This window comes from Streptomyces sp. NPDC005141, assembly GCF_053599975.1.
The window spans coordinates 18,379-42,283 of sequence record NZ_JBSFYW010000011.1; the positions used below are offsets into that span (position 1 = coordinate 18,379).

Sequence of the window (23,905 nt, forward strand, 5' to 3'; positions counted from 1 at the left end):
AGGGAGCGAGGAGTCAGCATGGCAACGCGTGTCACTGCCGTGCGGACCAGCCGATCCCGCCGCGCCGTCGTGGCGTGAATCACCTGATCCACCGCTCACAGTGGCGCTACCTGCCGGTAGATTCAATGCTCCTTGAACGATCAAGTCTGAAACTTGTTCTAGATTAGCGTCCCGGCGTAATCTCGCGGGAAAGTGCAGGGAGAAGGGGACCGGAAGTGACCGCTGAGGCCATGGAGACGGGCCCCGGGAAGGGCACGGCTGCCGACGGGGACGGACCCCTGCGCATCGCGCTCCTCACCTACAAGGGCAACCCGTTCTGCGGCGGCCAAGGTGTGTACGTACGGCACCTCTCGCGCGAACTCGCCCGACTCGGTCACCGCGTCGAGGTCATCGGCTCCCAGCCCTACCCCGTGCTCGACGAGGGCCTTCCCGAGCTGAGCCTCACCGAGCTGCCCAGCCTCGACCTGTACCGCCAGCCCGACCCCTTTCGCACCCCCGGGCGCGACGAGTACCGGGACTGGATCGACGCCCTCGAGGTCGGCACCATGTGGACCGGCGGCTTCCCCGAGCCGCTGACCTTCTCGCTGCGCGCCCGCCGCCATCTGCGGGCCCGGAGCGGTGAGTTCGACGTCATCCATGACAACCAGACGCTCGGATACGGCCTGTTGGGTGATGTCGGCGCCCCGCTGGTGACCACCATCCACCACCCCATCACCGTCGACCGGCAGCTGGAACTGGACGCCGCCGAGGGCTGGCAGCGCCGCGCGTCCGTCCGCCGCTGGTACGCGTTCACCCGCATGCAGAAGCGCGTCGCGCGCCGTCTGCCGTCCGTGCTCACCGTCTCCGGCACCTCCCGCCAGGAGATCGTCGAGCATCTGCGGGTCGAGCAGGACCGCATCCACGTCGTCCACATCGGCGCGGACACCGACCTCTTCTCGCCGGATCCGTCCGTGCGCCAGGTGCCGGGCCGGATCGTCACCACGTCCAGCGCGGACGTGCCGCTCAAGGGCCTGGTGTTCCTGGTCGAGGCGCTCGCGAAGGTGCGCACCGAACACCCCGGCGCGCACCTCGTCGTCGTCGGCAGGCGCGCCGAGGACGGACCGGTCGCCCAGGCCATCGAGCGGTACGGCCTCGACGGCGCCGTCGAGTTCGTCAAGGGCATCTCCGACGCCGAACTCGTGGACCTCGTCCGCTCGGCCGAGGTCGCCTGCGTGCCCTCCCTGTACGAGGGCTTCTCGCTGCCCGCCGCCGAGGCGATGGCCACGGGGACGCCGCTGGTGGCCACCACCGGCGGAGCGATCCCGGAGGTCGCGGGCGCCGACGGCGAGACCTGCCTGGCGGTCCCGCCGGGCGACTCGGGGGCGCTGGCGGTGGCCCTGAGCCGGCTCCTCGGTGACCCGGGACTGCGGGCGCGGCTCGGCTCGGCCGGGCGCGAACGCGTCCTCGCGCGCTTCACCTGGGCCAAGGCGGCCGAGGGCACGGTGGCTCACTACCGCGAGGCCATGGCCCTGCCCGCGTCCCCGTCCCGCTCGCGGAGGGCGGCCCCCGCCGCGGGCACGGCCGGGCGCGGCACCACGCCCGGCCCCGAACACTCGGCGGCCCCGGGCCCCGACCGCTCCGAGGCAGCGGACAGGACTCCCGTCGCCGAAGAACTAGTTGCAGCCAACCGCGAAAGCAGGGCCACGTGCTGACCGTCGACTTCTCCCGGTTCCCGCTCGCCCCGGGCGACCGCGTTCTGGACCTCGGATGCGGTGCCGGCCGGCACGCGTTCGAGTGCTACCGGCGCGGTGCGCAGGTCGTGGCGCTGGACCAGAACGGCGAGGAGATCCGCGAGGTCGCGAAGTGGTTCGCGGCGATGAAGGAGGCCGGGGAGGCGCCCGCCGGTGCCACCGCGACGGCCATGGAGGGCGACGCGCTCGCGCTGCCCTTCCCCGACGAGTCCTTCGACGTCGTGATCATCTCCGAGGTCATGGAGCACATCCCGGACGACAAGGGCGTTCTCGCCGAGATGGTCCGTGTGCTCAAGCCGGGCGGCCGTATCGCCATCACCGTGCCGCGCTACGGGCCGGAGAAGGTCTGCTGGACGCTGTCCGACGCGTACCACGAGGTCGAGGGCGGCCACATCCGCATCTACAAGGCGGACGAACTGCTCGGGAAGATCCGCGAGGCCGGTCTGCGGCCCTACGGCTCCCACCACGCCCACGCGCTGCACTCGCCGTACTGGTGGCTGAAGTGCGCGTTCGGCGTCGACAACGACAAGGCGCTGCCCGTGCGGGCGTACCACAAGCTGCTGGTCTGGGACATCATGAAGAAGCCGCTGGCCACCCGGGTCGTCGAGCAGGCGCTCAACCCGCTGATCGGCAAGAGCTTCGTGGCGTACGCGACCAAGCCGCACCTGCCGAAGCTCGCCGAGGCGACCGCTGCCGGGACGACCGTCTCCGAGGCGGACGCCACGTGACCACTCCCCGGACAGAACACCTCGTCCTGCCCGGGGTTCTCACCGACGAGGAGGCCGCCGCCACCGTGCGCGGGATCCTCGCGGTGCAGCGCCCCGACGGAGCCATCCCCTGGTTCCGCGGCCACCACCTCGACCCGTGGGACCACACCGAGGCCGCCATGGCGCTCGACGCGGCCGGGGAGCACGAGGCGGCCGAGCGCGCCTACGCGTGGCTGGCACGGCATCAGAACGCGGACGGATCCTGGTACGCGGCGTACGCCGACGGGGACTTCGAGGACGTCACCGACCGCGGCCGGGAGACCAACTTCTGCGCGTACATCGCGGTGGGCGTCTGGCACCACTACCTGGCGACCGGCGACGACGTGTTCCTGGACCGCCTGTGGCCCGCCGTCTACGCGGCCGTCGAGTTCGTGCTGCGGCTCCAGCAGCCCGGCGGGCAGATCGGCTGGAAGCGCGAGGACGACGGGACCGCGGTCGAGGACGCGCTGCTGACCGGGAGTTCGTCGGTCTATCACGCGCTGCGCTGCGCGCTCGCCATCGCCGAGCAGCGCGAAGAGCCGCAGCCCGACTGGGAGCTGGCGACCGGAGCGCTGCGGCACGCGATCCGGCGCCACCCGGAGCGGTTCCTGGACAAGGACCGCTACTCCATGGACTGGTACTACCCGGTACTCGGCGGCGCGTTGACGGGCGCCGAGGCCAAGTCCCGTATCGAAGAGGGCTGGGACCGCTTCGTGGTGCCCGGGTTCGGGGTGCGCTGCGTGATTCCCAACCCGTGGGTGACCGGTGGTGAATCGGCCGAACTCGCCCTCGCCCTCTGGGCGGTGGGCGAGTCCGACCGCGCCCTGGAGATCCTCCAGTCCATCCAGCACCTGCGCGATCCGAAGACCGGTCTGTACTGGACGGGTTACGTCTTCGAGGACCAGGCCATCTGGCCCGAGGAGCTCACCACCTGGACGGCGGGCTCCCTGCTGCTGGCGGTCGCCGCCCTGGGCGGCGACGAGGCCACCTGCTCGGTCTTCGGCGGCGAGCGCCTTCCGACCGGCCTGGACCCCGACTGCTGCGACCGGACCCGCTGAACCGTCCGGACCCGCTGAACCGTCCGGACCCGCTGAACCGTCCGGACGGCCCGGAGCCGCCGGGCCGTCCGGAGGCTCCGGACCGTCGGCACGCTTCGGTCCGTCGGGACACGCGGGTCGGTCGGGTTGCTCCGGTCCGTCAGTGCCGGTGCATGCGGTTGGCGACGGCGTGGCCCACGAACAGGTAGACGACGGCGGCGAGACCGTAGCCGGCGACGACACGCGCCCACTGCTCGTCGAAGGTGAACAGGTCACGCGACCAGCCGGCGAGCCAGCTTGCCACGTCATGGATGAACTGCACGAGATCGTTGCCGGGGTTGGCATCGAGCAGATACATCAGAATCCAGAGACCGAGGATGACGGCCATTACATCCGCGACGATCGCGATGACCGTCCCAGCAGAATTCGAGCCGTTGCGATATCGAGGGGACATGACCAGCGGGTTGCCCGTCAATCCTGGATGAAACCCGAACGGGTCGGCTCGAGTGGCACGGGAGCCGGGGCCGGGCGAGGCTGCCGGGGAGCGCCGTGTTCCCCCGGGATCGGGGAGAACCGGCGGACCGGGGAGAACCGTTCCCTCATCCGGAGGATCCCGTGCCCGTACCCATGCGGCGCCTGATGGTGGCGCTGACTCTCTGCTGCGCCCTGCTCGGCGGTACCACAGCCTGCGGTGGTGGCGGCACCGGACAGGACACCGCCACCACGGTGCAGGCGGCCGCCACACCGACCCCGACCAGCTCCGCGGAGAAGCAGAAGTTCGCCAAGACCCGCTTCGTGGCGAACGCGGGGCTCGCGGCGGGCGCCACCTACCAGTGGATCGTCAAACCCTGGAAGGCGGGCAAGTTCAAGAAGGACGCGAAGGGCCGCAGGCTCGCCCTGGTCAAGGCCGGCCTCGCGGGCGCCTTCGCGTACAACCGGCTCAAGGCGGCCACCAGGAACGCCCAGGGCGACCCCACGCTCTCCAAGGCCCTCGCCCCGCTCACCGCGGGCATCGAGGCGCTCAAGGACCTGCCCGCCAAGCTGCGTAAGGGCGACTCCACCGACGCCGTGGCGAACTCCTTCGACGACATCATCAACAAGGTGAAGGCGGCCGGGAAGAGCGCGGGCGCCGAGGTCAAGGACAAGGTGCCGTCGGCGTCCCAACTCAGCGGCGGCTAGGACGGTTCGGCGTACCGGCCCGGCCCGGGCCGGTACGCCGCCACGGCTAGGAGTTCAGCTCGGCCAGGACGCGGAGCGTGTGCGGGTCCGGGGACAGGACCAGCAGGTCGGTCACCGGGCCTTTGCGCCACAACTCCAGGCGCTCGGCGATGCGTTCACGCGGTCCGACGAGCGAGATCTCGTCCGCGAAGGCGTCCGGCACGGCCAGAACGGCTTCCTCGCGACGCCCTTCCAGGAACAGCCGCTGGATCCTGCGGGCCTCCTCCTCGAAGCCCATCCGGGCCATCAGGTCGGCGTGGAAGTTGCGGGCCGCGTGCCCCATCCCGCCGATGTAGAAGCCGAGCATCGCCTTGACCGGCAGCAGTCCTTCGGCGACGTCGTCGCAGACGTGTGCGCGGGCCATCGGCGCCACGAGGAAGCCGTCGGGCAGATCGGCGAGCGAGGCCTCGTACGCCTGCGGACGCGTCGGCGACCAGTACAGCGGCAGCCAGCCGTCCGCGATCCGGGTCGTCTGCGCGATGTTCTTCGGGCCCTCGGCACCGAGCAGGACGGGCAGTTGGGCCCGGAGCGGATGGGTGATCGGCTTCAGCGCCTTGCCGAGTCCCGTGCCGTCGGAGCCCCGGTACGGGTGGGAGTGGAAGCGTCCGTCCAGCTCGACCGGCCCCTCGCGCCTGAGGACCTGGCGTACGACATCGACGTACTCCCGGGTCGCGGTCAGCGGCGACTTGGGGAACGGCCGCCCGTACCAGCCCTCGACGACCTGAGGTCCCGACAGACCGAGGCCGAGCATCATGCGCCCGCCGGAGAGATGGTCGAGGGTGAGCGCGTGCATCGCGGTGGTGGTGGGCGAGCGGGCGGCCATCTGCGCGATGGCCGTGCCGAGCCGGATGCGCTCGGTGTGCGCGGCGATCCAGGTGAGCGGGGTGAACGCGTCCGAGCCCCACGACTCGGCGGTCCACACGGAGTGGTAGCCGAGCCGCTCCGCCTCCTGGGCGAGGGGCACATGGTCCGCCGAGGGGCCGCGCCCCCAGTAGCCGAGCGCGAGACCGAGCCGCATGTCGCCTCCAGAAGCAGATTCCTGACGGTCCGTCAGTTCTTGGGGTGCTGCGACTGTACGACAACGGCCCCCCGCCGGAAAGGGCGAGGGGCCGTTGCCACGGCGATGAGCGGGGTCAGCCGCGCTGGATCCCCGAGGTGTCCTGCAGCACGCCACGACGGCCGTCCTGCGTCTGCGCCACCAGGGTCCCGGCGCGCTGCTCGACGGCCAGGTACCAGGTGCCCGGCGCCAGTTCGGCGATCGGCGTCTGCGCGCCGTCCTCCGAGAACAGCGGTCGCGCCACCGGAACGGCGAACCAGAACGGCGAGAAGTCCTGGGCGGGCTGCTGCGTCTGCGGGGCCGACGGCTGGCTCGGCTGTCCGCCGAACGGCTGCCCCTGCTGCGGCGGCTGAGCGCCGTAGGGCGGCTGACCGGGCTGACCCGGCTGCGAGGCACCCGGGTACCCGTAACCACCCTGCGGCTGACCGCCGTAGGGCTGCGGGGCGTGCGGCGTCGGGGCGCCGACGAGGGCGCCCTTCAGCGCGGGCACGAGCGGGGTGGCCACGGCGGCACCGGCCAGGACGAGGGCCGAGATGAAGCCGATGATGGTTCCGGCGGCGGCGTCGGCACTGTCCGGGACGTCCACGAGCGACCAGAACATGGTCCAGGCGACGAGCACGGTGAAGGCCACGCCGACCGTGCCCAGGTCGAGCCCGGCGACCTTGCGCGGCTGCGGCAGGCAGCGGTTGATGACGATCAGAGCGGCGCCGATGACCCCACCCATGTAGATGCCGAGGCCTTCACCGAGGCTGTCCCAGGCGGTCGCGTCGTAGTTGTACCCAGAAATGGAGTAGAGCTTGAGGAACGACGCGATGAACAGCAACACCGCTGCTCCGATCACCACGCCGTCGCCTCGAGTGAGGGAGCGGATATTCACTTCAGGTCCTTCGTCAGTCGTCTCGTCGTCGATGGAGGCATCGCTGCTGGCCGTGTCGCCGTCATGGTGTCGCCGTCGGGACTCGGTGTGAAGCTTGGGGGTGGCCCTTTATCGTACGGAGGACACTATCGTCCGTACGATCCGGGTGTCCGCCGGGTTCGGTCCGTAGATCACTACCCGTGCAGGAAACTCACGATTCCCTCAGAGATCCCCCGTGCTGCCTTCTGCCGCCATGCGCCACTGGTCAGCAGCGCAGCGTCATTGGTATCGCGCATGTTGCCGCACTCGATGAACACCTTCGGAACCGTTGACAGATTGAGACCGCCGAGGTCCTTTCGGACCACCAGTCCGGTGCCGTCGCCGATGTAGTTGGAGGGCGCGCTGCCCGTCTCGCGGACGAACAGGCCCGCGACGCGCTCACCCAGGTCGCGGGAGGAGCCGACGATCGGGCGGGTGTCGGCGGCGTTCGCGTGCACCGATCCCGGAAGGATCACGTGGAAGCCGCGGTTGCCGGCCGCCGATCCGTCGGCGTGGATGGAGACGACCGCGTCCGCGTGCGCCGAGTTGCCGATGCGGGCCCGCTCGTCGACGCAGGGGCCCCAGGAGCGGTCGCCGTCCTGGGTGAACTTCACCGTGGCGCCCTGCTTTTCGAGGATCGTCCGCATCCGGTGCGCGACGTCGAGGGTGAACCGGGCTTCCGTGTAACCCGCGTTGGTCGACGTGCCGGTGGTGTCGCACTCCTTCGAGTTCGTCCCGATGTCCACCTGGCGGTTGATCTCGGAGGCGTGCTGGAAGTTGCCCGGGTTGTGCCCCGGATCGATCACCACGACCTTGCCCTTGAGGGAGCCGGAGGCGGCGGGCGCGGAGGAGGAGGGCGCCGGGGTCGACGACTTGCTCGGTCTGCCGTCGTCCGTCGCCGGGGCGGACGGCCGCGCGGAGGGGGAGGCGGAGCCGGGCGCGGAGGACGAGGACCCGGGAACGGCCCGGTCGGACCCACCCCCGGAATCGTCCCCCACCGCCTGCCACACCAGCCACCCGGCCAGTGCGCCAGGTACGAGCGCGGCGAGCGCGACGGTGAGAGGTCCGCGCCGGGAACGGCGCGGCTGGGGCGGATCGAAGTCAGGGCCTACGTACGACACGTCTGCCACCATACCGGCTGTCCATGGTGTGCATCGGGAATCACCGGAAGCTGAAATCCCAGGTCAGAGGCGACGAATCGCATCACGCGCACACAGCTTGTGAGACACGCGTGATACGGCGCACTACCGGTGCGGGAACACCGGCAGGCGCCTAGATCCGACCCTTCAGACCAAGGAGTCAGACATGGGCATCACCGTATCGCCCCCCGTCAAGCCGTCCGTCGATCACCTGATGGACGCACCGCTCGACTCGCTGCTCGCCGAGTTCGGCGTCGAGGAAGTCGAGACGCGCACGATCGACGACCCGACGTTCACCGGCTACATGACGGTCGGGAAGTCCGGCCGGCTGCTGCTGGCCTCGCCGCCGGCCCGTCCCCGAGCGGAGCGGGAGATCACCGTTCGGGCCATGCTCGGCACCGCGCTCGGCGTCGACCTCCCGGACCTGCCCGACCCGTACCGCGTCTCCGTCTTCGACAAGGACGGCGAGCCCCACCAGGTCAACCCGAAGCCTCACCGCTCCCAGGCCGACGAGGCGCTCCGCCGGGTCCGTGGGGAGGCTGTCTGATGCCGCGCCGTAACAGGAACGTCGACACGGCCCGCCTCCGCACGCCGCTGGAGCTGCTGCCCAAGAAGGCGGCCCGTCGGATCACCACCAAGTCCCGGCGTCGGGGGCGGTCTGCGTGAACGAGCGCGAAGCGCTGGCCCTGGTCCGGGGTCTCCTCACGGAGGCCCTGGGCGAGCCCGGCCAGCCCACCACCTACGTCCGTGACTTGGCCGGCCGGATCGGTGAGCTCCGCGCCACGATGCGCGCCGCCATCAGGGTCATCGACCAGACGGGGGCCGAGAAGTGAGCGCCCGCACGGTCACGCTGGCCACCCTCGATCGCGGCCTGGTCGTCGTTCCCGAGCCCGGCTGGTGCCGCGGCCACGAGGGCGAGCTGCCGCAGTTCTTCGCCGACATCACCCACAACGCCCGCCCGGTGCGGGCCGCGGCGACTATCGACCGGCTCGGCACCGTGCAGCTGATGCAGGCGCACCTGTCGCACGCCCCGTACCGGGAGCAGGTCCCGGAGCCGCACCCGGTCATCTCGGTCGTCTTGGACTGCAAGCAGGACTTCACCGTCGAGGACATCCCCGAGCTGCTCGAGGGACTCCGCTCCGTCGTGCGGATCCTCGCCTACATGTCCGTCGAGGCGAAGCGCCTGCGGGAGGTCCAGCCGTGACGACCAGGTGGCCGATCTCTCGTCCGACGGAGCACGCCGCGCTTCGTGCGGTCGACCGGTCGGCGCGGCCCCTTCCCCCTGTACCTGCCCTGATGGCTGCCCTGCTCGATGCGAACGAGCGGGGCGACCGGGAGGGCGTCTGCCTGGCCGCGCACCGTGTGGTGCGGGCCGCCGCCCCGGAGGTGGGCGAATGAACACTCCGAAGCTGCTTGCCCATACGTCGCTCGCCGCGGGCGTCGTCTTCACCGCGACCGCCGAGTACAGCCTCGCCCGGAAGATGGGCGCGATGGAGCCGGTAGCGGTCATGCTGCCGGTCGCCATCGACGCCTACGCGGTCGCCGCACTGAAGCGGTTCCGGTCGTTCGACATCACGCTGTCGCTGCTCCTCATGGGGGCGGCGCAGGTGTCGGCGCACCTACTCGACTCGCACGTGATGAAGGTGAACGGCTGGCTCGTCGTCATCGTGTCGCTGCTCGTACCCGTGGCGATCTGGCGTACCCACGCCCTCGCCCGCGACGACGACCAGGCGCCCGCCGAAGCCGACCTCTTGGATGTTATCCAAGAGGTTCCGACGCCCACGGTCGAGCGCGTACCCGAGACGCCCCCTGCGCTCGAAGGCGTCGTACTCGCCGCCGAGGAGCCGCGTACTCGCGTATCCGTCGATGTACCCGACAGCGACGACGACCTTCTCGCCAATGTCCGCACGGACTTCCACGGCCAGATCCCGACCTACCGCGATCTCAAGGACAGGTACGGGATCGGGCAGGCCCGTGCGAAGCGTATTCGTGCCGTACTCGAAGGAGAGCTGGCGTGAGTACGCCACTGGAGAAGGCGGCTCAGGAAGCCGTCGCCGCCGCCGACAACACCGAGTTGGTGCGGACGATCGCCGCGATCCTCGCCGTGCAGCAGGCCACCCAGCAGCAGGCGCCCGCCCCGCAGCCGGCCCGCTCCGAGTTCGACGCGAAGAAGTGGCTCGTCATCGGCGGGGTCGTCGTCTCCGTCGGCCTGGTCGGCGCCCTGTTCGCCGTGGCCATCGCCATCGGCGCGTGCTGCGCCACCGCCTGCCTGCTCATCCTTCGATCCCTGTACCGCGACATCCAGAAAGGACGATGACCATGAGGCACCAGACCAGCATCGAGCCCGAGCACCGCGGGAACGGCCGCTACACGTACAACTACCGCTGCAGCTGCGGAGCCTACGTGTACGGCCTGCTCAGCCGGGGCGCCGCCGAGGCGGCCGGCCGTAACCACCAGGCGAAGCAGGGGGACCGCTGATGGCTGCCACCGGCAAAGACCCGCACACCGTCGGAGAGCTGCTGAAGGTGGTGGCGCTCGGCGCCCGGATCACCCGCAGGGAGGCCCGCGGCAAGCCCACCAAGCGGCTGGAGAACCGCGTCGAGCGGATCCGCGAGGAAGCCCAGAAGCGCGAGGACAAGCGCGGCAAGAAGTAGGTACCCACGGGGCGGCCGTACCCGGCACAGGTACACCGGCCGCCCCGTGTCTGCCGATCACCCATCGAGCAACCGGAGAGACCAGCATGACGGATCTTCACGTACCCGCGAAAGTCGAGGCGCCGAGTACGCCCGTACCCGATGTACTCGCCGTACCCGTGAGCAAGGAGACCCGTACTCGCCGACGGGTACGCATCGACTCCCTGCGCCGCGTTTTCGTCGACACTCGCAAGAGCCCCACGTACCGGTTCACCGTCCGGCACGGCGCCTACGTACTCGGTGGCACCCGCGTACTCGCCCGCCGTACCTGGGACTCGAGGACGACCGCACGGCACGAACGGTTCATGCGGGCCGCCGAGATCGCCGGGCAGGAAGACGTCGCCCGCGACTGGGAGCAGCGCGCCTACATCTTTAGGCAGTCCCGGCACCGCCGGCGGATGGAGCTGCTGCAGCTGGCCATCAACGCCCCGAAGGCCATCGCCATGGGCACCGTTGGCGGGGCGGGCGTCCTGCTACTGCTCGGCATCCTGCTGGCCTGGGCCAACCATGATGCGCACGACGTCCTCGTTCCGCTGCACGCCGTCGTCGGCCTGATCGGCTGGGTCGCGTTCCTCGCCGGCGTCATCTGGGATCCGCTCCTGACGTCGCTGCCGTTCCTCGCCCTCGCCGGAGTCTGGGCTGTCGGCCGCAACCGCCAGGCCGCCCCGGCATGGGCGCTGCCCGTCGACGGCGACGAGCGGGACGTCGTGCCGGATGAAAACGCCATCATGCGGGCGCTTGGCAAGCTCGGCATCGCCCCGCTGAACGCCTCCATCAAGGAGGGGTGGAAGCCCCGCTGGGTGCAGCCGTCCACCCGGTCCGGGAACGGCTGGCACGCACAGCTGCAGCTGCCGGAGGGCGTGCCCGTCGAGATGATCGCCGACAAGAAGCAGATCCTCGCGCACAACCTGATGCGCAAGCCGATCGAGGTGTGGCCGACCGAGCCGCGCGACCAGGCCGGCGTGCTGGACCTGTGGGTCGCCGACCCCGGCGTCCTCACCAAGCCGGTACCGCCCTGGCCGCTCCTGACAGAGGGAACCACCGACTTCTTCAGGGGCGTGCCCGTCGCTCTCAACGCCCGCGGGGAGCAGGTCATCGCGCGGCTGATGGCAGCCAACTACCTGATCGCCGGAATCATGGGTTCGGGCAAGTCGTCGCTGGTCGTCGCCCTGCTTCTTGGCGCGATGCTCGACCCGCTGGTCGAGATCGACGTTCACGTCCTGGCGTACAACAGCGACTACGACCCGATGCGGCCCCGGCTGCGGACTCTGGTCAAGGGCGACGACGACGAGCATGTCGTTGCGGCCATGGACACGCTGCGCGCCCTGGCCGGCGAGGTGTCCCGTCGCGGGCAGGAACTGGAACGCATCGGCACAGACACCAAGGTCACGCGCGAGATGGCGGAACGCGACCCGTCCATGCGCCCGCGGCTCGTCGTGTTCGACGAGGTCCACGAACTGTTCTCGCACAAGGAGTACGGCAAGGAGGCTAAGGAACTGGCGTTGAAGGTCACCAAGAAGGCCAGGAAGACGGCCATCGCGCTGCTGTGGATCACCCCGGATGCCGATGCGGCCAGCCTGCCGCGCGGCATCTCCAAGACCGTGTCCCACCGGGTCGCGTTCGCGATCAACGACCACCAGGGCAACGACGCGATCCTCGGCACTGGCATGCACAAGAACGGGTACTCGGCGACAACCCTCGTCGCAGGTGAAGACGTCGGCACCGCCATGGCCGCGGGCTTCGGGAAGACGCCCGGACTGATCCGCTCCTACTACGTGCGGAAGGAGGCAGGCGTCGACGAGGTGACGCCGGTAGTCGAGCGGGCCATGGCCCTGTACGAGGGTCGGCCGGCGGACGCCGCCCCCGCGTTCGTCCCCGTCGACCACCTCGCCGACATCGCAGCCGTCCTCGGCCACGATCCGAGGATGCTCACCCTCGACGTGCTGCACGGGCTGAAAGACCGGAACCCGGTCGAGTACGGCAACTGGTCGCCCCGCGATCTGAAGCGCGTCCTCGACGACGCGGGACACGGCGAGTACAAGACCAACGGCGGCAAGATGCACGTCTCTCTCGACCGCATCCTCGACGCGATCGCGGCCCGCGACGACGACATCGACGACGAGGGAGGCGCCGAAGACTGAGGGAGTTCTCCCTCACCGCCTCCCTGCCCTGCCTCCCTCAAGGTGACCTGCACAAACGGTCATCGAGGGAGGCGAGGGAGGCACCTTCCAGGGGAGCCCGGGAGCCCGTATATGGGCCTCCGGGCTCCCCTTTCGTGCTTCCCTCCCTAGCTCGCGTTGAGCACCGAGATCAGGGCCGCGTCGTGGTCGCGGATCCGCACGTCGATGAAGTCGCCGATGGTGCCGGCCTTCGGGTGCAGCTCGACGATGACCGGCTGCTGCTCCTGGGGCCGGGATGCCATCGACGTGAGCGCCTGCGCCTGCCCCGTGGTGAAGACGGGTTCCGGGCGTCCGGTCCCGTTGTAGGCGAGGTTCATGCCGGGCTGCAGGTAGCCGCCGCTGTCGTAGCTGCCGGGCTTGAAGCCGTACCAGCTACGGAACAGCTTGTCGTGGTAGCCGCGGGCTCCGGAGCCGACGATGACACCGGCGCCGCCTCGCGATTCGACGTTGGTTTTGCCCAGCGTGCCCGCCGTGTGTCCGACACCGGCATTCGTAATGCCGATCTTGAACGGCGAGTTGCCGTGGTACACCCAGCCGGCAGGCGCCGTCTTCCCCGAGAACGCTCCAGTCGCCCACCTGCGGTGTGGCTTCTGGCCTCGGATGACGGACTCGATCGCCGACATGAAGCCGCTGCAGTCCCACGAGGGGTTGCCGTTACCTGCCCACTGGTACTTCTTGCCGTCCTGCGTCTTGGCCCACTTGAGAGCAGCCGCGATCCGCGGACCACCGAGTCCGCCCCCACCCTTCTTGTCCGCGCTCTTGCTGTAGCCGAACAGCGTGTCGATGATCTTCGTCGGGATGTGTCGGATCGCCTTCCCGAACAGCGTGTCCATGCCGGGGAAGTTCTTCAGCAGCGGGTCGACGACGTTCCGGACGCCCGCCCTGGCCGACGCCTCGAGCGTGTCGGCCAGCCATGACGCACCGGCCTTGATGCCGTTCCATGCAGCGGAGCCGGCACCTGCCACCTTGTTCGCGGCCGAGCCGATCCACCCGAAGATGCCGCCGTCCGCGTACCGCAGCGTCGTGTCCGTCCCCATCGGCGCGCTACCGCCGAAGACGGGGGCGAGCGCCGCCTTCACACCCTGCGCGCCACGGGACTTGGCGATGCTGTTCATCGCACCCACGAACCCGGACCCGACCGCCCGGGTGAACTCGGGCCGCATGATGGCCTCGCCACCCGACAGCTCCAGAGCGCCACCGGTCGGGGAGACGAACCGGTGAACGTCCCGGCCGGGCGTGTAGCCGGGCATGACGCCACCGGACGCGAAGTGGAACTCCTGCAGTGGGTCCGCACCGAACGCGGTCGCCACCTTGTTCCAGACACCGACGATGCCCTTGTTGTAGACGATGTCGACCACGTACTGGATAGGCGCCTTCGCGATCGCCTTCAGCTTGTCCCAGGCCGTCTTGATGCCCTTACGGGCCGCATCGAAGGCGCCGATCATCTTGTCGCGGACGGTGTTGCCCCAGCCGGGGATCGTCTTTGTGAAGAACGTTCCGATCGGCGAGAGGACGTTGCGCTTGATCGCACCCCAGGCTCCGGCGATGCCGTCCTTGATCTGATCCCAGTGCTTGATGATGTACACCGTCGCCAGGCCGATCGGTCCCGTGAGCGCTCCGAGGATCCAAGGCCAGTGGGTCTTCACCCAGTCGAGCGTCGTGTGGAACGCGCCCGGGATCGTCTTCGTGAAGAAGTCGACGAACGGGCCGGAGAACCAGTCGGCGACCGCCTGCCCGGCCCCCTTGATCGCATCCCAGACCGTCTGGACCGCCTCACGGAACCAGTCGCACTTCTTCCACAACAGGAAGATGGCGAGCGCGACACCGGCGATGGCGAGGGCGATCCAACCCCACGGACCCGCCATGGAGATCAGGTTGAAGGCCGCCATTGCCGCAGTGGCGAGCCACGTGACGCCCGTCCAGATGATTGTGGCCAGCCGCCAGGCTCCCATGGCCGTGACGATCCCGTAGATGCCCAGCACCACCCACGGCGCGTTGTCGGCGATCCACTGCACGCCCTGCGCGATCAGACTGATCGCCTGGAGCACCGGACCCGACAAAGGTGCGGCGGCCGTGGCGACCGACAGCAGCGCGCCGGCGATGTGCTTCAACGCATCCCAGATCAGCGGAGCCTTGTCGGAGGCGTAGCCGAGGAACCGCTCGAACTCCGGGGAACCCTTCAGGCTGGCACCCCAGTCCGCGAACTTCCCCGTGACCTTCTGCATGCGATCGGAGATGCCATCCATGTGCGGCAGGAAGGCGCCGACGATGCCCGCCATGCCCTTGAAGACGTTCCCGAAGGCGACGCCGAGACCGATGATCGCGGGCTTCACGGACTGGTCGAGATCCGTCTTGAAGTCCTTCCAGAACGGCTTCTTGAACTCCGCCCCGGCCCGGTCCATCAGCTCTTTGATCGCGTCCGCAGCCCCGTGGACCAGCGGGGTAAGACCGGGCAGCGCGTTCTTCATCGCGTTCAGGGCCCGGGTGAAGATGGGCATCACCGCGGGCTGCAGAGACTTCGACCAGGCGCCGAAAGCCTTCCGCAGGTCGAGGTAGGCGTTCATCGTGCCCCGGGCGGCCGGCGACAGCTTCGCCAACTCCGCCTGATAGCGGGCCTGCGCAGCCGCGGCCTGGTCGACTCCACCCACCGACTGCTGCTGCGCCTGAGCCAGCTGCCGCTGAGCCGAAGCAGCAGACTCAGCCGCCTGCACCTGCGCCTCGCCCACACCGCGCTGCGCCTCCGCCACCCGCTCCTGGGCACCCGCGATATCCGACGCGTTCTGCGTGGCGGTACGGGCCTGGTCGGCCTGCGCATCCTTCAGCGTCCGCGTCTGATCGGCGACCTTCTTCTGAGCCTGCGCCACCTGATCCTGAGCGTTCTTGACCGTGGTCGAGCCCTCGACGCCGGCCTTGTTCGCCGACTCGGTCTGCTCCTTCAGACGGCCCGTCTCGGTCGTCTGCTCCTTCAGCCGCTGGACCGCCTGGTCGTACTGAAGGATCGCCTTCTGCTTGTCCAGCTCGGTCGCGGTCGCCGACTTCAGCACCGCGTCCCGGGCGGCCGTCGCCTCCTTGAGCGCGATCTCCGCATCCCGCTGAGAGAGCACCGAGTCGGCGAGCCGGTTGTTCAGGTCCTCGAGCTCCACGGCCGCAGCACGACGGGCATCCGTCAGATCCCGCTGAACCTGCGCTGCGGTCTTCTGAGCGTCCGCGAGAGCCCGTTCGGCGTCCTGTACCTGCCGGGCCGCCTGCTGAGCCCTCACGGCCGCCTGAGCGGTCACCGTGCCCACGTTCTTACGGGCCGAAGCGACCTGAGCCTGAGCCTGCGCGATCTGCCGGGCCCCGTTGCGTTCCGCCGCAGCGACCGCAGCCTGAGCCGACGCCAACTGGTTCGCCTTCGACGCCGCCTGAGAGGCAGCCTGCGCACCGCTGTTCGTCGACTGCGTCGCCGCATCCTGTGCAGCCTTCTGCGCCTGCAGAGCTGACCCGATCTGCTTGAACGCGGGAACGGCGACCAAGCCGAGCGCACCCAGCCCAGCGCCGGCCGCAACCCCGGCCGCAGCAATCGCACCCAGACCCGCGGCGACGACCGGAAGGACCGGGAGGATCGCCGGTCCGAACGCCAGCGCCGCCGTGGTGAGCAGGTTGAAGTTCGCGGCTGCCGTGTGCGTGTCGACGTCGATGTCGACGTCCTGGCCGTCGAGTCGGCTTACTTCAGCCTGGAACGCGGCCAGCTGCGCGGCAGCCGCTCCGGCGTCCACCCGGACTGCCACGTCCGCATCCGAGGCAGACAGCCGGGCCAGACGCTCCTGCATGGTGGCGATGGCCGCGTTCGCGTCCGCCGACGAGACATCAATCCCGATGCGGACATCCCGGAGCGCAGTGAGCTGCGCCCGGATCTGATAGATCTCGCGCTCGGCATCCGAGCTGTTGGCGTGCAGGCGGACCTCGGGAAGATCGGCTAGCGCTGCCTCGACCCGGGTCTTGAAGCTACGGGCGAACGTCGACCCCGTCGACGAACCCTGACGGACAGCCGCGGCCTGGCCCTGACGGCCACCCGTCGTGATGCCCTGCACCAGACCGGACGCCACATGCGACATGACGTACCGGCCAATGACACGGCCGACCTCGTCACCCACCGAGTTCGCGGCCGGAAGTAGCTGCTGCTGCAACCGGGCACGAACACCGGTCGCATTGGGAATGACGTCGACTTCAACAGAGCCGACAGAGATAGCTGGCACCGCTGCCCTCCTAGGCAGGCGCGGCGCGGGCCCTCAGGAGGAATAGCCAGAGAACAGATGGATCAGAGGAGACCGGGATGCGGCTCGTCACCGCGACGCCTGGTCGGCCGAGGAGCAGCAGCCCGGAACGCAGCAGCCTCTTGGGCGGTCTTCTGCCGATGGCACGGCTCGCACACGCCCTGAAGATCCTCAGGTTCGTGGTGATCGTCCTTCGGGATGATGTGGTCAGCGACGGTCGACTGGCGAACCCCACAAAGTACGCAAACCGGATCGCGAGCGATGATCGCCGCGCGACGCTTCCGCCAGTCACCTGGCAGCCGGCTCCGCCGATCCGACGTACCCCAGTTGTGAGACATGGACAACTCCTTCCATTCCGGTCAGTTCAGGGGTGGGAGTGGGGCCCCGGAGGTGACCCCTCAGACCTCGATACCGTCTAGCTCTGAGCCTTTTGCATGCGCTGGACTGCTGTTTTTTCGATGCGTAGTCGGTCGATTACGGAGAGTGCCAAAACCTGGAAACCCGTCCAGAAGGTCAGCTGCATTACGGCTCCGAGGTCTGGAAGATCACCTCGGGGGATATCCCCCCAGGTGGGTTGATCCACTTTTGGTGCGGTCCGGCCGGCCACTCAGGAGACCGACCGGACCGCGGTGTCGACGCTGCAACGCGAGCTCGTCATGCCTGAACCCACTCGCGGAGCGTCGACGTCTCATGGGCTCAGCCTCGGAGTGCGGCTTGGACCGCGTGCTGAGCCTGCTGGTGTGACAGTCCTGATCCCATGACCACTGCGATCGCCTGCTGCCAGCGCTCCATCACCTGCTGCCGCTGCGTGACCTCACCTGGTGTGGCGAGCTGCAGGGTGAAGTGAGGTGAGCGAGTCAGGTACAGCCAGCGTGCGATGGGTGTGGACTTGAGGTCTCGCCACTCACGCAGTGCTGGTCCGACCTCCTCGCGCAGCTTGTGGGCGAACACGTCGGCGCTGCTCGGCTCTGCGATCTCGGCGACCGCCCAGAGTTCGGCGTCGCGTCCGAGATCCTGGCCTGACGCACGAGCGAGGATCTGCCTGTCGCTCACCAGCTGGTCGAGCTTGACGGCCGCGTTGGATGCGGTCTCCCATGGTGCGCTGATCTTCGGGTCGCGGAGGTCGATGTGCTGCCGGTCGAGGAGTTCGGGCAGCTTCTTCTCCTGCTTGGCCAGGACTTTGATCAGGGCGAGGAAGTCGGGCTGGAGTGCCCGGATCCATCCGTCGACCTGGTCGCGGGCGAGTGCGTTGTACTTGCGGGCGATCGGTTCGAGGAAGTCGGTACCGATCTGGTTGTGTGCGAGCGCGATGCGGTGGGCGTGGGCCCGGTCGGCGATGAGTGTCCGGAGTTCGCCGGCTGTGGCGGGGATGTCGTCGACGGTGGGCCGCTCGGGTGTCTTCATGTGGGAGGCGTCGACCGCGACCTGCCACATGCCGGCGACCTGGTCGACTTCTGCGGGCACGCCGAGGTCGCGCCGTCGTGCGACGGCGACAGCGTTCTGTGCCTTGCTGGTGTCGGCGTCGAAGGTGATCACGCTGCTTCGCCTCCGAGGTCGTCGCGGGCGAGGCTGTCGATGTCCTGCTCCCGGAGTCCGCTCAGGATGGACGGCTGGTTGACGTGGAAGTCTCCGGCGACGCTGAACCGCCACGCCGTGTCGTTGGTGTCGGGCAGCTGCTTGAGGTCCAGCAGGTTGCGCAGTGACCGGTCGTTGGAGCCGTCGTGGTTCCACTGGTCGACGACGTCTTCCCAACCGCGGCTGAAGGCGTGTCCGGCGACGACCTTGGCGAGCTGGGTGTCGCCGTCCTGCTGCGCCGTGGCCAGCATGTCCATGGCCTTCCAGGACTCGTCGAGTCCGGCGACCATCTGCTGTGCCTGCCGACGGGCCATGAGGGTCTGCGCGTCGCCGCCGTTGCTGCCGAAGGCGCGGTCGACGAGGGTCTTCTTGTGGCGCTCGATGCCGGCGATGTGCTCCTCGAGCAGCCTCTGCGACTGCGCCTGGGCCTGCCGGTAGGTGCGGGCGGCGACTGTCTGCCGGGCCTGGTCGGTGAGGCCCTTGCGGTCCATGGTCCGCTGCACGGTGGTGTTGGCGGAGTCGATGAACGCGGCGGCCTGCTGTCGGGTGCCGTCGATGACGCGCTGGGCTTCGGCGGAGAGTTCGGCGCCGGTCTTGTTGAAGATCTGCTCGTGAAGACTGGTCATGTCTGGGCTCCTTCGGTGGCTGCTTCGTGGGCGATTTGCTGGGCTTCGCGGATGGCGCCGGCGAGGGCTTGGGGGCAGACGGCTTCGCGGACGAGTCCGGCCATGGCGGTGATCCCTGCGATGGCGATGGCCCGGACCTCGTCGGGGTGGAGGGTGTTGAGGAGCAGGGTCACGGCGAGGTCGTCGCCCCGCAGCGCGGCAGCTGTGATGAGGGCACCGGTACGCAACAGTTCTCGTTCGGTCATGACGCCTCCGCGGCGAGGTGGTTGGGGCACTGGCCGCCGTGAACGTCGGAGCACTGCGGGATGCGGGCGCCTCGGCACAGACGGGCGCCGCATCCGCGGACGCACGGCCTGCCCCGGCCGGCTTTCAGTGGGCGATCGCAGACAGTGCAGCGATGGCGGGTGCGGGTCATGCGGCATCACATCCGGGGTGTGCGGTCTCGCCAGAGGCGCGATGGACCGGGTCGAGGGGTGTCTTGCAGACGGAGCAGAGATCGAGGTCGGCGACCACGGAAAGTGATGGACGCTGCGGCTGGTCTCCATTCGGGTCACCATTCGGGCCATTCAGCTCAGCTTCTGAAAGCTGGACTGAATGAGCTGAATGTGAGCTGGATGGCGAGACCGGTTCACTGTCAGTAGCCGCGTTGGACTTCTTGAACTTCCAGACGGACCCTTGGCCGAACCCCTGCCGGACCGCTTCGACGCCCGCCTTCGACATGGCCCGCTTGAGAGTCGACTCGGAGATGTCGTCGGCTTTCGCTGCCGCCTTGACGTCCTTGGCAGCCGCCTCCCCGCCTCGGTCGGTGAGATAGTCGCGCAGCCAGACAGCAGCCTCTGAGCGCTCGCTGCGGTCGACGTCGGGGCCAGCCGCGAGGATGTCGTCAACGGACCGTTCGGACTCCCCGAGGAAGACGAACCGCCCGACGTGGGCCGGTCCCTTCTTCGTGGGTACCTCTACCGACTCGATGTTGTAGGCGAGTGACGGCAGGTCAGATCGGCCGAGCGAATTCTTCGCCTGGGTCATGACGCGCTGCCCTGCGTCCTCGTCCTTGGCGAACCCGAACACTGCCCGGGGCACGTTTTTGAACGCCCCCGATCCGGTGATCAGTGACGCGGGATCCGTGCCGCTGCCCTTATTGAAGTGGGCGATGCCGAGCAGCACGCAGCCCGTGCGGTCCGCCATGCGAGCGAGAGGGTCGAGCGCGGTACGCACGTCTCTCTCGCGGTGGGTGTCGATGCCCGCGCCGATGCAGGACATCAGCGGGTCGAGGACGACCAGGGCCACCTTGTACTCGGCGATGGCCTTCTCCATCAGGGAGTTGTCCTGAGGCAGGCTGAGGGTCGTCTCTCCGTATTCGGCCTCGACTGCGTCGACGCGGAAGACGAGGTCAAGGTCTGCATTCGCTGCGAGCAGACGCACCACGATGGTCTGCTTCCACGAGTCCTCGACTGCCACGTAGAAGACAGCCCGAGGCTGGCCGAAGAACGCGCCGGGCAGGGTGCCCCGGGTGATCTTTGCGGCCATGTCGATGCCGAACGAGGACTTGCCCGTGCCTTCACGGCCGGCGGCCACGGTCATGGCCCCGGATGGGATGCGGCCCTCTCCGTTGTCGAGCCAAGCCCACTCAACCGGCTCGGGCTCGATGGACGACGCGGCCGTGATGCGGAGCGTCCTCGCGGGCAGCTGCTCGTCTCCCTCGCTCATGCGGCCCTCCGCCCCTCGCACCGCAGGTACCGGCCGGGCTGCCCGGGGATGGCGATGGGCGGCCAGCCGGCCGTTGCCCGGAGCTGGTGCGCCGGCTTGGGCTTGGCGGCCTGGTCGAGTTCGGCGCGGGCCCGTCGGTCTGCGATAGACGGCCGCGGACGGGATGCCTCCCGGAACCAGGCGAGGAGCGCTTCCTCGTCGCCGTACTTCCGCCAGAGCTCCGCGGCTTCCAGAGCAGCGGCGAGGCGGCGCGGATCGTCGGGGTGCAGTGCCTGCCACGCGGCGGACCCGTACTTGGGGAAGTCCCTGGAGAAGTACGAGGTGCGGGCCGCGGCCCACAGATGGACGAAGGCGTCCGTCTGTTCGTTGCTCATGCCGCCCCCTTGAATTCCAGGAGGTAGTGGGCGCCACAGGGTGCGATCTTGATGCCGAGTGCGACGTGTCGATGCCAGTCGTGGCACTTGGGGCAGCGGGCTGCGAACTCGAGCCGGCCGGACGTCTGGACGGGTACCGGGCGGGCGATGAGCTGTGGCATATTGGCCTCTGCGACCACCGCGTTGCTTTCACGGACCCGAGATGTTTCGACCATCTCGGGTCCGTTGCTGTTCTGGGTCATGCGGCTCCTCGATCCTCCCCGGAGAGCAGGCGGACCAGGTCGGCTGTGATGACGAGCTGGCGCCGGCTGCTGCCGAGCGGGACGGTCTTGACGGGGGATTCGCCCCGCCTGATCAGGCTGCCGAGATGGGTCGGGCTGCATCCGATGGCGCACGCGGCCTGGCGCACGCTGCACGTGGCTGGCCACTGTTGGATCTCGGCGAGCGTGGGCCGTGAGGGCGTCTGGACAGTGCCCTTTCGGGCAGCGGTATCGATGGAGAGGCGGACAGGCTTCGTCATGCCGCCGCTCCGTGGCTCACGGTGTGCTTGTTGAGGAACTCGCGGAGACTGCTGCGCCTGTAGAGGATGCGGCCGTTCTCGCCAGGCCCTTTGATGAACACCGGGCCGATGCCCAGCAGCCGCCAGTTCGCGAGTTGTGCGCGGGAGTAGGGGAACTCTTCGTCCTCCTCAACCTGCCTGGGGCTCAGGAACTCGTCTTGCCTGCCCATCGAGAAACTCCCTCCAGTAAGGATGCGAATCTGCATTAACCAATGCTAGAGTTTGGCTGTGACCAAGACACTAACAGCTCTCCCACTGTCAAGAACACTGGTTCCGCCCAATAAGCTGTGGCGCATGACTGAGGAGCAGCAGCGACGCGGACCGGCAGCCACCCAGATCGAGGCCACAGGAGAGAACGTGCGGGCCAACGTGGCGCGGCTCCGCAAGGCGCGAGGGTTGACGACCTATCAGCTGGCGACCGCTCTGAAGGCAGCCGGGCGGGCCATCCCTCAGTCCGGCATCTCTCGTATCGAGTCGGGAGCCCGCCGCGTCGACGTCGACGACTTGACGGCCTTGGCGGTGGTCTTCGGTGTCTCTCCTCAGGCGTTGCTGCTTCCGCTCACGGACCGCCCCGACGAGAACGTCGAGATCACGGGTAGAGGTGAGGTTGACGCACTCACCGCCTGGGAGTGGGGCATTGGCCGGCTGCCGCTCAAGACGACTCCCGGCAGGGAAAAGACGGAACTGTTGGAGCACCGCCTGTTCGGCATGCCTCAGTGGTTGCTCGACCACGTGAGCTACAACGTCATCGGCAGGGTGGACGATGGGCGTCTTGAGCTGAGTCAGGACCTGAGGGCGACGATCGATGCCGACCGGACCCGGTTCGAGAGGGAGACGGGCGAGACGGTCGACTCTGAGACCTTCACGCGGCTATGGATGCAGGCAAGGTTCGGGGGAAGCGATGGCTGACCCGATCAAGAAGGTCACGCTGCAGAACGGCACTGTGCGGTGGCGCACGATGGTCGACGCCGGTAAGGACGCGGACGGCCGGCGTAAGCAGCTGACCATAACGATGGACACCCGCGCCGAGGTCGTCGCGGAGCGGGCCCGCATCATCAACCAGCGTCGTACCGGCTCGCTCATCGTGCCCAGCAAGGTGACCGTCGGCCAGCTGCTTGACGCCTACATGGTGGCCAAGGAAGACGACTTGGAAGAGACGACCATCGACGGGTACGAGAACCGGCTCACTCACATCAGGGCCCGTCTCGGATCGCTGCGAGTGCAGGAGCTCACCGAGGAGCACGTCGAGGACTTCGTCACCTGGCTGCTCACCGAGGCTCGCCGCCGTGGCGGCCCGGCCGGGACGGGTCTGCGGCCCTCGACGGTCGACGGTGTGCTTGGCCGGCTGCGCGCAGCTCTCCGGTACGCCGTGCGGAAGCGGATCGTCGCCCGCAACGTCGCCGAGTACGTCACCGTCCCCCGGAAGGCCCGGAAGCAGGACCGCCGCGACAACCAGCGCGAACAGCCCTGGGGTGTAGTCGAGGTGAAGGAGTTCGTCCTCGGCATCCGGGAGGACCGACTCTTCGCCCCGCTGCTGCTGTCCTGCATGGGGCTGCGCCCCGCTGAGGTCGCCGGCCTTCGGTGGGCCGAGGACATCGACCTCGAGGCCGGTGCGCTCGACATCGCCAACACCCGGACGATGATCCGCAACGCTCGAGTCGTCGAGAAGGACACCAAGTCCGAGGCGGGCGAACGGACGCTGCCGCTCCCCGAGCCGGTACGCCTGGCCCTCATGAACTTCCGTCTTCTACAGGAAGCCGAGCAGGCGCAGTTGGGGGAGTACTACCTCTCATCCGGCTACGTGTTCGCCGACGAGATGGGGCAGGCCATGTCTCCCCGCCAGCTGCGAGAGCACGCGTACCGGGTGATGGCCAAGCTGGGACTGCGCCGGGTCCGCCTGTACGACGCCCGCCACAGCTGCCTGACGTTCCTCGCGGTGAACGGCGTCCCTGACGTCATCCTCGCCGCGTGGGCCGGCCACACGAACGCGTCCTTCACGAAGAAGAAGTACGTCCACCCGACAGCCGCCGACATGGGCGCCGCGGTGACTCACCTCAACGAACTTCTCGGCGTCACCGACGGGCTCCCCGAAAGTGCCGTGTGAGAATCCGTG

Annotated in this window: 28 protein-coding genes; 14 read left to right on the forward strand and 14 right to left on the reverse strand. The window is 68.8% G+C overall.

Features of this window, described 5'->3' with window-relative positions:
• Positions 1 to 215: 215 nt before the first annotated feature.
• Genes ACWD68_RS11250 through ACWD68_RS11260 form a run of 3 tightly spaced genes read left to right on the forward strand, consistent with a single transcriptional unit; the run spans position 216 to position 3,534 of the window.
• Positions 216 to 1,691 (forward strand): glycosyltransferase family 4 protein, encoded by a 1,476-nt coding sequence (locus tag ACWD68_RS11250; RefSeq protein ID WP_451806171.1) that lies wholly within the window; start codon positions 216 to 218, stop codon positions 1,689 to 1,691.
• Positions 1,685 to 2,458: a class I SAM-dependent methyltransferase gene (locus ACWD68_RS11255; RefSeq protein ID WP_451806172.1), complete on the forward strand. Its 774-nt coding sequence runs from the start codon at positions 1,685 to 1,687 to the stop codon at positions 2,456 to 2,458. The genes ACWD68_RS11250 and ACWD68_RS11255 overlap by 7 nt, the downstream gene beginning before the upstream one ends.
• A complete protein-coding gene (locus ACWD68_RS11260; RefSeq protein ID WP_451806173.1) occupies positions 2,455 to 3,534 on the forward strand; it encodes a prenyltransferase in 1,080 nt (359 codons plus the stop codon). The genes ACWD68_RS11255 and ACWD68_RS11260 overlap by 4 nt, the downstream gene beginning before the upstream one ends.
• 139 nt (positions 3,535 to 3,673) lie before the next feature.
• Here ACWD68_RS11260 and ACWD68_RS11265 read toward each other — a convergent pair whose 3' ends face one another.
• Positions 3,674 to 3,967, reverse strand: coding sequence for a hypothetical protein (locus ACWD68_RS11265; protein ID WP_451806174.1), 294 nt, complete (start codon positions 3,965 to 3,967; stop codon positions 3,674 to 3,676).
• A gap of 161 nt (positions 3,968 to 4,128) precedes the next feature.
• Here ACWD68_RS11265 and ACWD68_RS11270 point away from each other — a divergent pair, with 161 nt between their 5' ends.
• The gene (locus ACWD68_RS11270) at positions 4,129 to 4,692 is read left to right on the forward strand and encodes a hypothetical protein (protein WP_451806175.1); all 564 of its coding nucleotides are present in this window, start codon (positions 4,129 to 4,131) and stop codon (positions 4,690 to 4,692) included.
• Positions 4,693 to 4,738: 46 nt separating this feature from the next.
• Here ACWD68_RS11270 and ACWD68_RS11275 read toward each other — a convergent pair whose 3' ends face one another.
• From ACWD68_RS11275 to ACWD68_RS11285, 3 genes are all read right to left on the reverse strand, one after another.
• Complete coding sequence (locus ACWD68_RS11275; RefSeq protein WP_451806176.1) at positions 4,739 to 5,749, reverse strand: LLM class F420-dependent oxidoreductase; 1,011 nt, start codon at positions 5,747 to 5,749, stop codon at positions 4,739 to 4,741.
• 115 nt (positions 5,750 to 5,864) lie between these two features.
• Positions 5,865 to 6,665 (reverse strand): hypothetical protein, encoded by an 801-nt coding sequence (locus ACWD68_RS11280; RefSeq protein ID WP_451806177.1) that lies wholly within the window; start codon positions 6,663 to 6,665, stop codon positions 5,865 to 5,867.
• Positions 6,666 to 6,838: 173 nt separating this feature from the next.
• A complete protein-coding gene (locus ACWD68_RS11285) occupies positions 6,839 to 7,804 on the reverse strand; it encodes an N-acetylmuramoyl-L-alanine amidase (RefSeq protein WP_451806178.1) in 966 nt (321 codons plus the stop codon).
• Positions 7,805 to 7,988: 184 nt separating this feature from the next.
• On the opposite strand from ACWD68_RS11285, the gene ACWD68_RS11290 reads away from it, so the two are divergent.
• From ACWD68_RS11290 to ACWD68_RS11325, 8 genes are all read left to right on the forward strand, one after another.
• Positions 7,989 to 8,369 carry a hypothetical protein gene (locus ACWD68_RS11290; RefSeq protein WP_451806179.1) on the forward strand — a complete coding sequence of 127 codons (381 nt, stop codon included), beginning with the start codon at positions 7,989 to 7,991 and terminating at the stop codon, positions 8,367 to 8,369.
• Positions 8,370 to 8,484: 115 nt separating this feature from the next.
• A complete protein-coding gene (locus tag ACWD68_RS11295; RefSeq protein WP_451806180.1) occupies positions 8,485 to 8,655 on the forward strand; it encodes a hypothetical protein in 171 nt (56 codons plus the stop codon).
• On the forward strand, positions 8,652 to 9,026 hold the full coding sequence (locus ACWD68_RS11300) for a DUF6907 domain-containing protein (protein WP_451806181.1): 375 nt from the start codon (positions 8,652 to 8,654) through the stop codon (positions 9,024 to 9,026). Before ACWD68_RS11295 ends, ACWD68_RS11300 begins: the two co-directional genes overlap by 4 nt.
• Before the next feature lie 190 nt (positions 9,027 to 9,216).
• Positions 9,217 to 9,840 (forward strand): hypothetical protein, encoded by a 624-nt coding sequence (locus ACWD68_RS11305; RefSeq protein WP_451806182.1) that lies wholly within the window; start codon positions 9,217 to 9,219, stop codon positions 9,838 to 9,840.
• Positions 9,837 to 10,139, forward strand: a complete 303-nt coding sequence (locus ACWD68_RS11310) for a hypothetical protein (RefSeq protein ID WP_451806183.1) — start codon at positions 9,837 to 9,839, stop codon at positions 10,137 to 10,139. Before ACWD68_RS11305 ends, ACWD68_RS11310 begins: the two co-directional genes overlap by 4 nt.
• Before the next feature lie 2 nt (positions 10,140 to 10,141).
• Positions 10,142 to 10,300: a hypothetical protein gene (locus ACWD68_RS11315; RefSeq protein ID WP_451806184.1), complete on the forward strand. Its 159-nt coding sequence runs from the start codon at positions 10,142 to 10,144 to the stop codon at positions 10,298 to 10,300.
• Positions 10,300 to 10,476, forward strand: a complete 177-nt coding sequence (locus ACWD68_RS11320; protein ID WP_451806185.1) for a hypothetical protein — start codon at positions 10,300 to 10,302, stop codon at positions 10,474 to 10,476. The genes ACWD68_RS11315 and ACWD68_RS11320 overlap by 1 nt, the downstream gene beginning before the upstream one ends.
• 86 nt (positions 10,477 to 10,562) lie before the next feature.
• Positions 10,563 to 12,656 carry a cell division protein FtsK gene (locus ACWD68_RS11325; protein ID WP_451806186.1) on the forward strand — a complete coding sequence of 698 codons (2,094 nt, stop codon included), beginning with the start codon at positions 10,563 to 10,565 and terminating at the stop codon, positions 12,654 to 12,656.
• A gap of 146 nt (positions 12,657 to 12,802) precedes the next feature.
• Here ACWD68_RS11325 and ACWD68_RS11330 read toward each other — a convergent pair whose 3' ends face one another.
• The 10 genes from ACWD68_RS11330 to ACWD68_RS11375 all read right to left on the reverse strand — a co-directional run bounded on the left by ACWD68_RS11330 (position 12,803) and on the right by ACWD68_RS11375 (position 21,998).
• Positions 12,803 to 16,933, reverse strand: a complete 4,131-nt coding sequence (locus ACWD68_RS11330; protein ID WP_451806187.1) for a hypothetical protein — start codon at positions 16,931 to 16,933, stop codon at positions 12,803 to 12,805.
• 62 nt (positions 16,934 to 16,995) lie between these two features.
• Positions 16,996 to 17,289 carry an HNH endonuclease gene (locus ACWD68_RS11335; RefSeq protein ID WP_451806188.1) on the reverse strand — a complete coding sequence of 98 codons (294 nt, stop codon included), beginning with the start codon at positions 17,287 to 17,289 and terminating at the stop codon, positions 16,996 to 16,998.
• 358 nt (positions 17,290 to 17,647) lie between these two features.
• A complete protein-coding gene (locus ACWD68_RS11340; RefSeq protein ID WP_451806189.1) occupies positions 17,648 to 18,487 on the reverse strand; it encodes a hypothetical protein in 840 nt (279 codons plus the stop codon).
• Positions 18,484 to 19,152 carry a hypothetical protein gene (locus ACWD68_RS11345; RefSeq protein WP_451806190.1) on the reverse strand — a complete coding sequence of 223 codons (669 nt, stop codon included), beginning with the start codon at positions 19,150 to 19,152 and terminating at the stop codon, positions 18,484 to 18,486. Before ACWD68_RS11345 ends, ACWD68_RS11340 begins: the two co-directional genes overlap by 4 nt.
• Positions 19,149 to 19,397: a hypothetical protein gene (locus ACWD68_RS11350; protein ID WP_451806191.1), complete on the reverse strand. Its 249-nt coding sequence runs from the start codon at positions 19,395 to 19,397 to the stop codon at positions 19,149 to 19,151. The genes ACWD68_RS11345 and ACWD68_RS11350 overlap by 4 nt, the downstream gene beginning before the upstream one ends.
• A 166-nt stretch (positions 19,398 to 19,563) precedes the next feature.
• On the reverse strand, positions 19,564 to 20,859 hold the full coding sequence (locus ACWD68_RS11355) for an AAA family ATPase (protein WP_451806192.1): 1,296 nt from the start codon (positions 20,857 to 20,859) through the stop codon (positions 19,564 to 19,566).
• Entirely contained in the window at positions 20,856 to 21,233 is a 378-nt protein-coding gene (locus ACWD68_RS11360) for a hypothetical protein (RefSeq protein WP_451806193.1), read from the reverse strand. Before ACWD68_RS11360 ends, ACWD68_RS11355 begins: the two co-directional genes overlap by 4 nt.
• Positions 21,230 to 21,475, reverse strand: a complete 246-nt coding sequence (locus ACWD68_RS11365) for a hypothetical protein (protein ID WP_451806194.1) — start codon at positions 21,473 to 21,475, stop codon at positions 21,230 to 21,232. The genes ACWD68_RS11360 and ACWD68_RS11365 overlap by 4 nt, the downstream gene beginning before the upstream one ends.
• Complete coding sequence (locus ACWD68_RS11370; RefSeq protein ID WP_451806195.1) at positions 21,472 to 21,753, reverse strand: DNA-binding protein; 282 nt, start codon at positions 21,751 to 21,753, stop codon at positions 21,472 to 21,474. Before ACWD68_RS11370 ends, ACWD68_RS11365 begins: the two co-directional genes overlap by 4 nt.
• Positions 21,750 to 21,998: a DNA-binding protein gene (locus ACWD68_RS11375; protein ID WP_451806196.1), complete on the reverse strand. Its 249-nt coding sequence runs from the start codon at positions 21,996 to 21,998 to the stop codon at positions 21,750 to 21,752. Before ACWD68_RS11375 ends, ACWD68_RS11370 begins: the two co-directional genes overlap by 4 nt.
• An 88-nt stretch (positions 21,999 to 22,086) precedes the next feature.
• Here ACWD68_RS11375 and ACWD68_RS11380 point away from each other — a divergent pair, with 88 nt between their 5' ends.
• Together ACWD68_RS11380 and ACWD68_RS11385 are read left to right on the forward strand one after the other, a co-directional pair.
• On the forward strand, positions 22,087 to 22,701 hold the full coding sequence (locus ACWD68_RS11380) for a helix-turn-helix domain-containing protein (RefSeq protein WP_451806197.1): 615 nt from the start codon (positions 22,087 to 22,089) through the stop codon (positions 22,699 to 22,701).
• Positions 22,694 to 23,896, forward strand: coding sequence for a site-specific integrase (locus tag ACWD68_RS11385; RefSeq protein WP_451806198.1), 1,203 nt, complete (start codon positions 22,694 to 22,696; stop codon positions 23,894 to 23,896). Before ACWD68_RS11380 ends, ACWD68_RS11385 begins: the two co-directional genes overlap by 8 nt.
• Positions 23,897 to 23,905 lie beyond the last annotated feature (9 nt).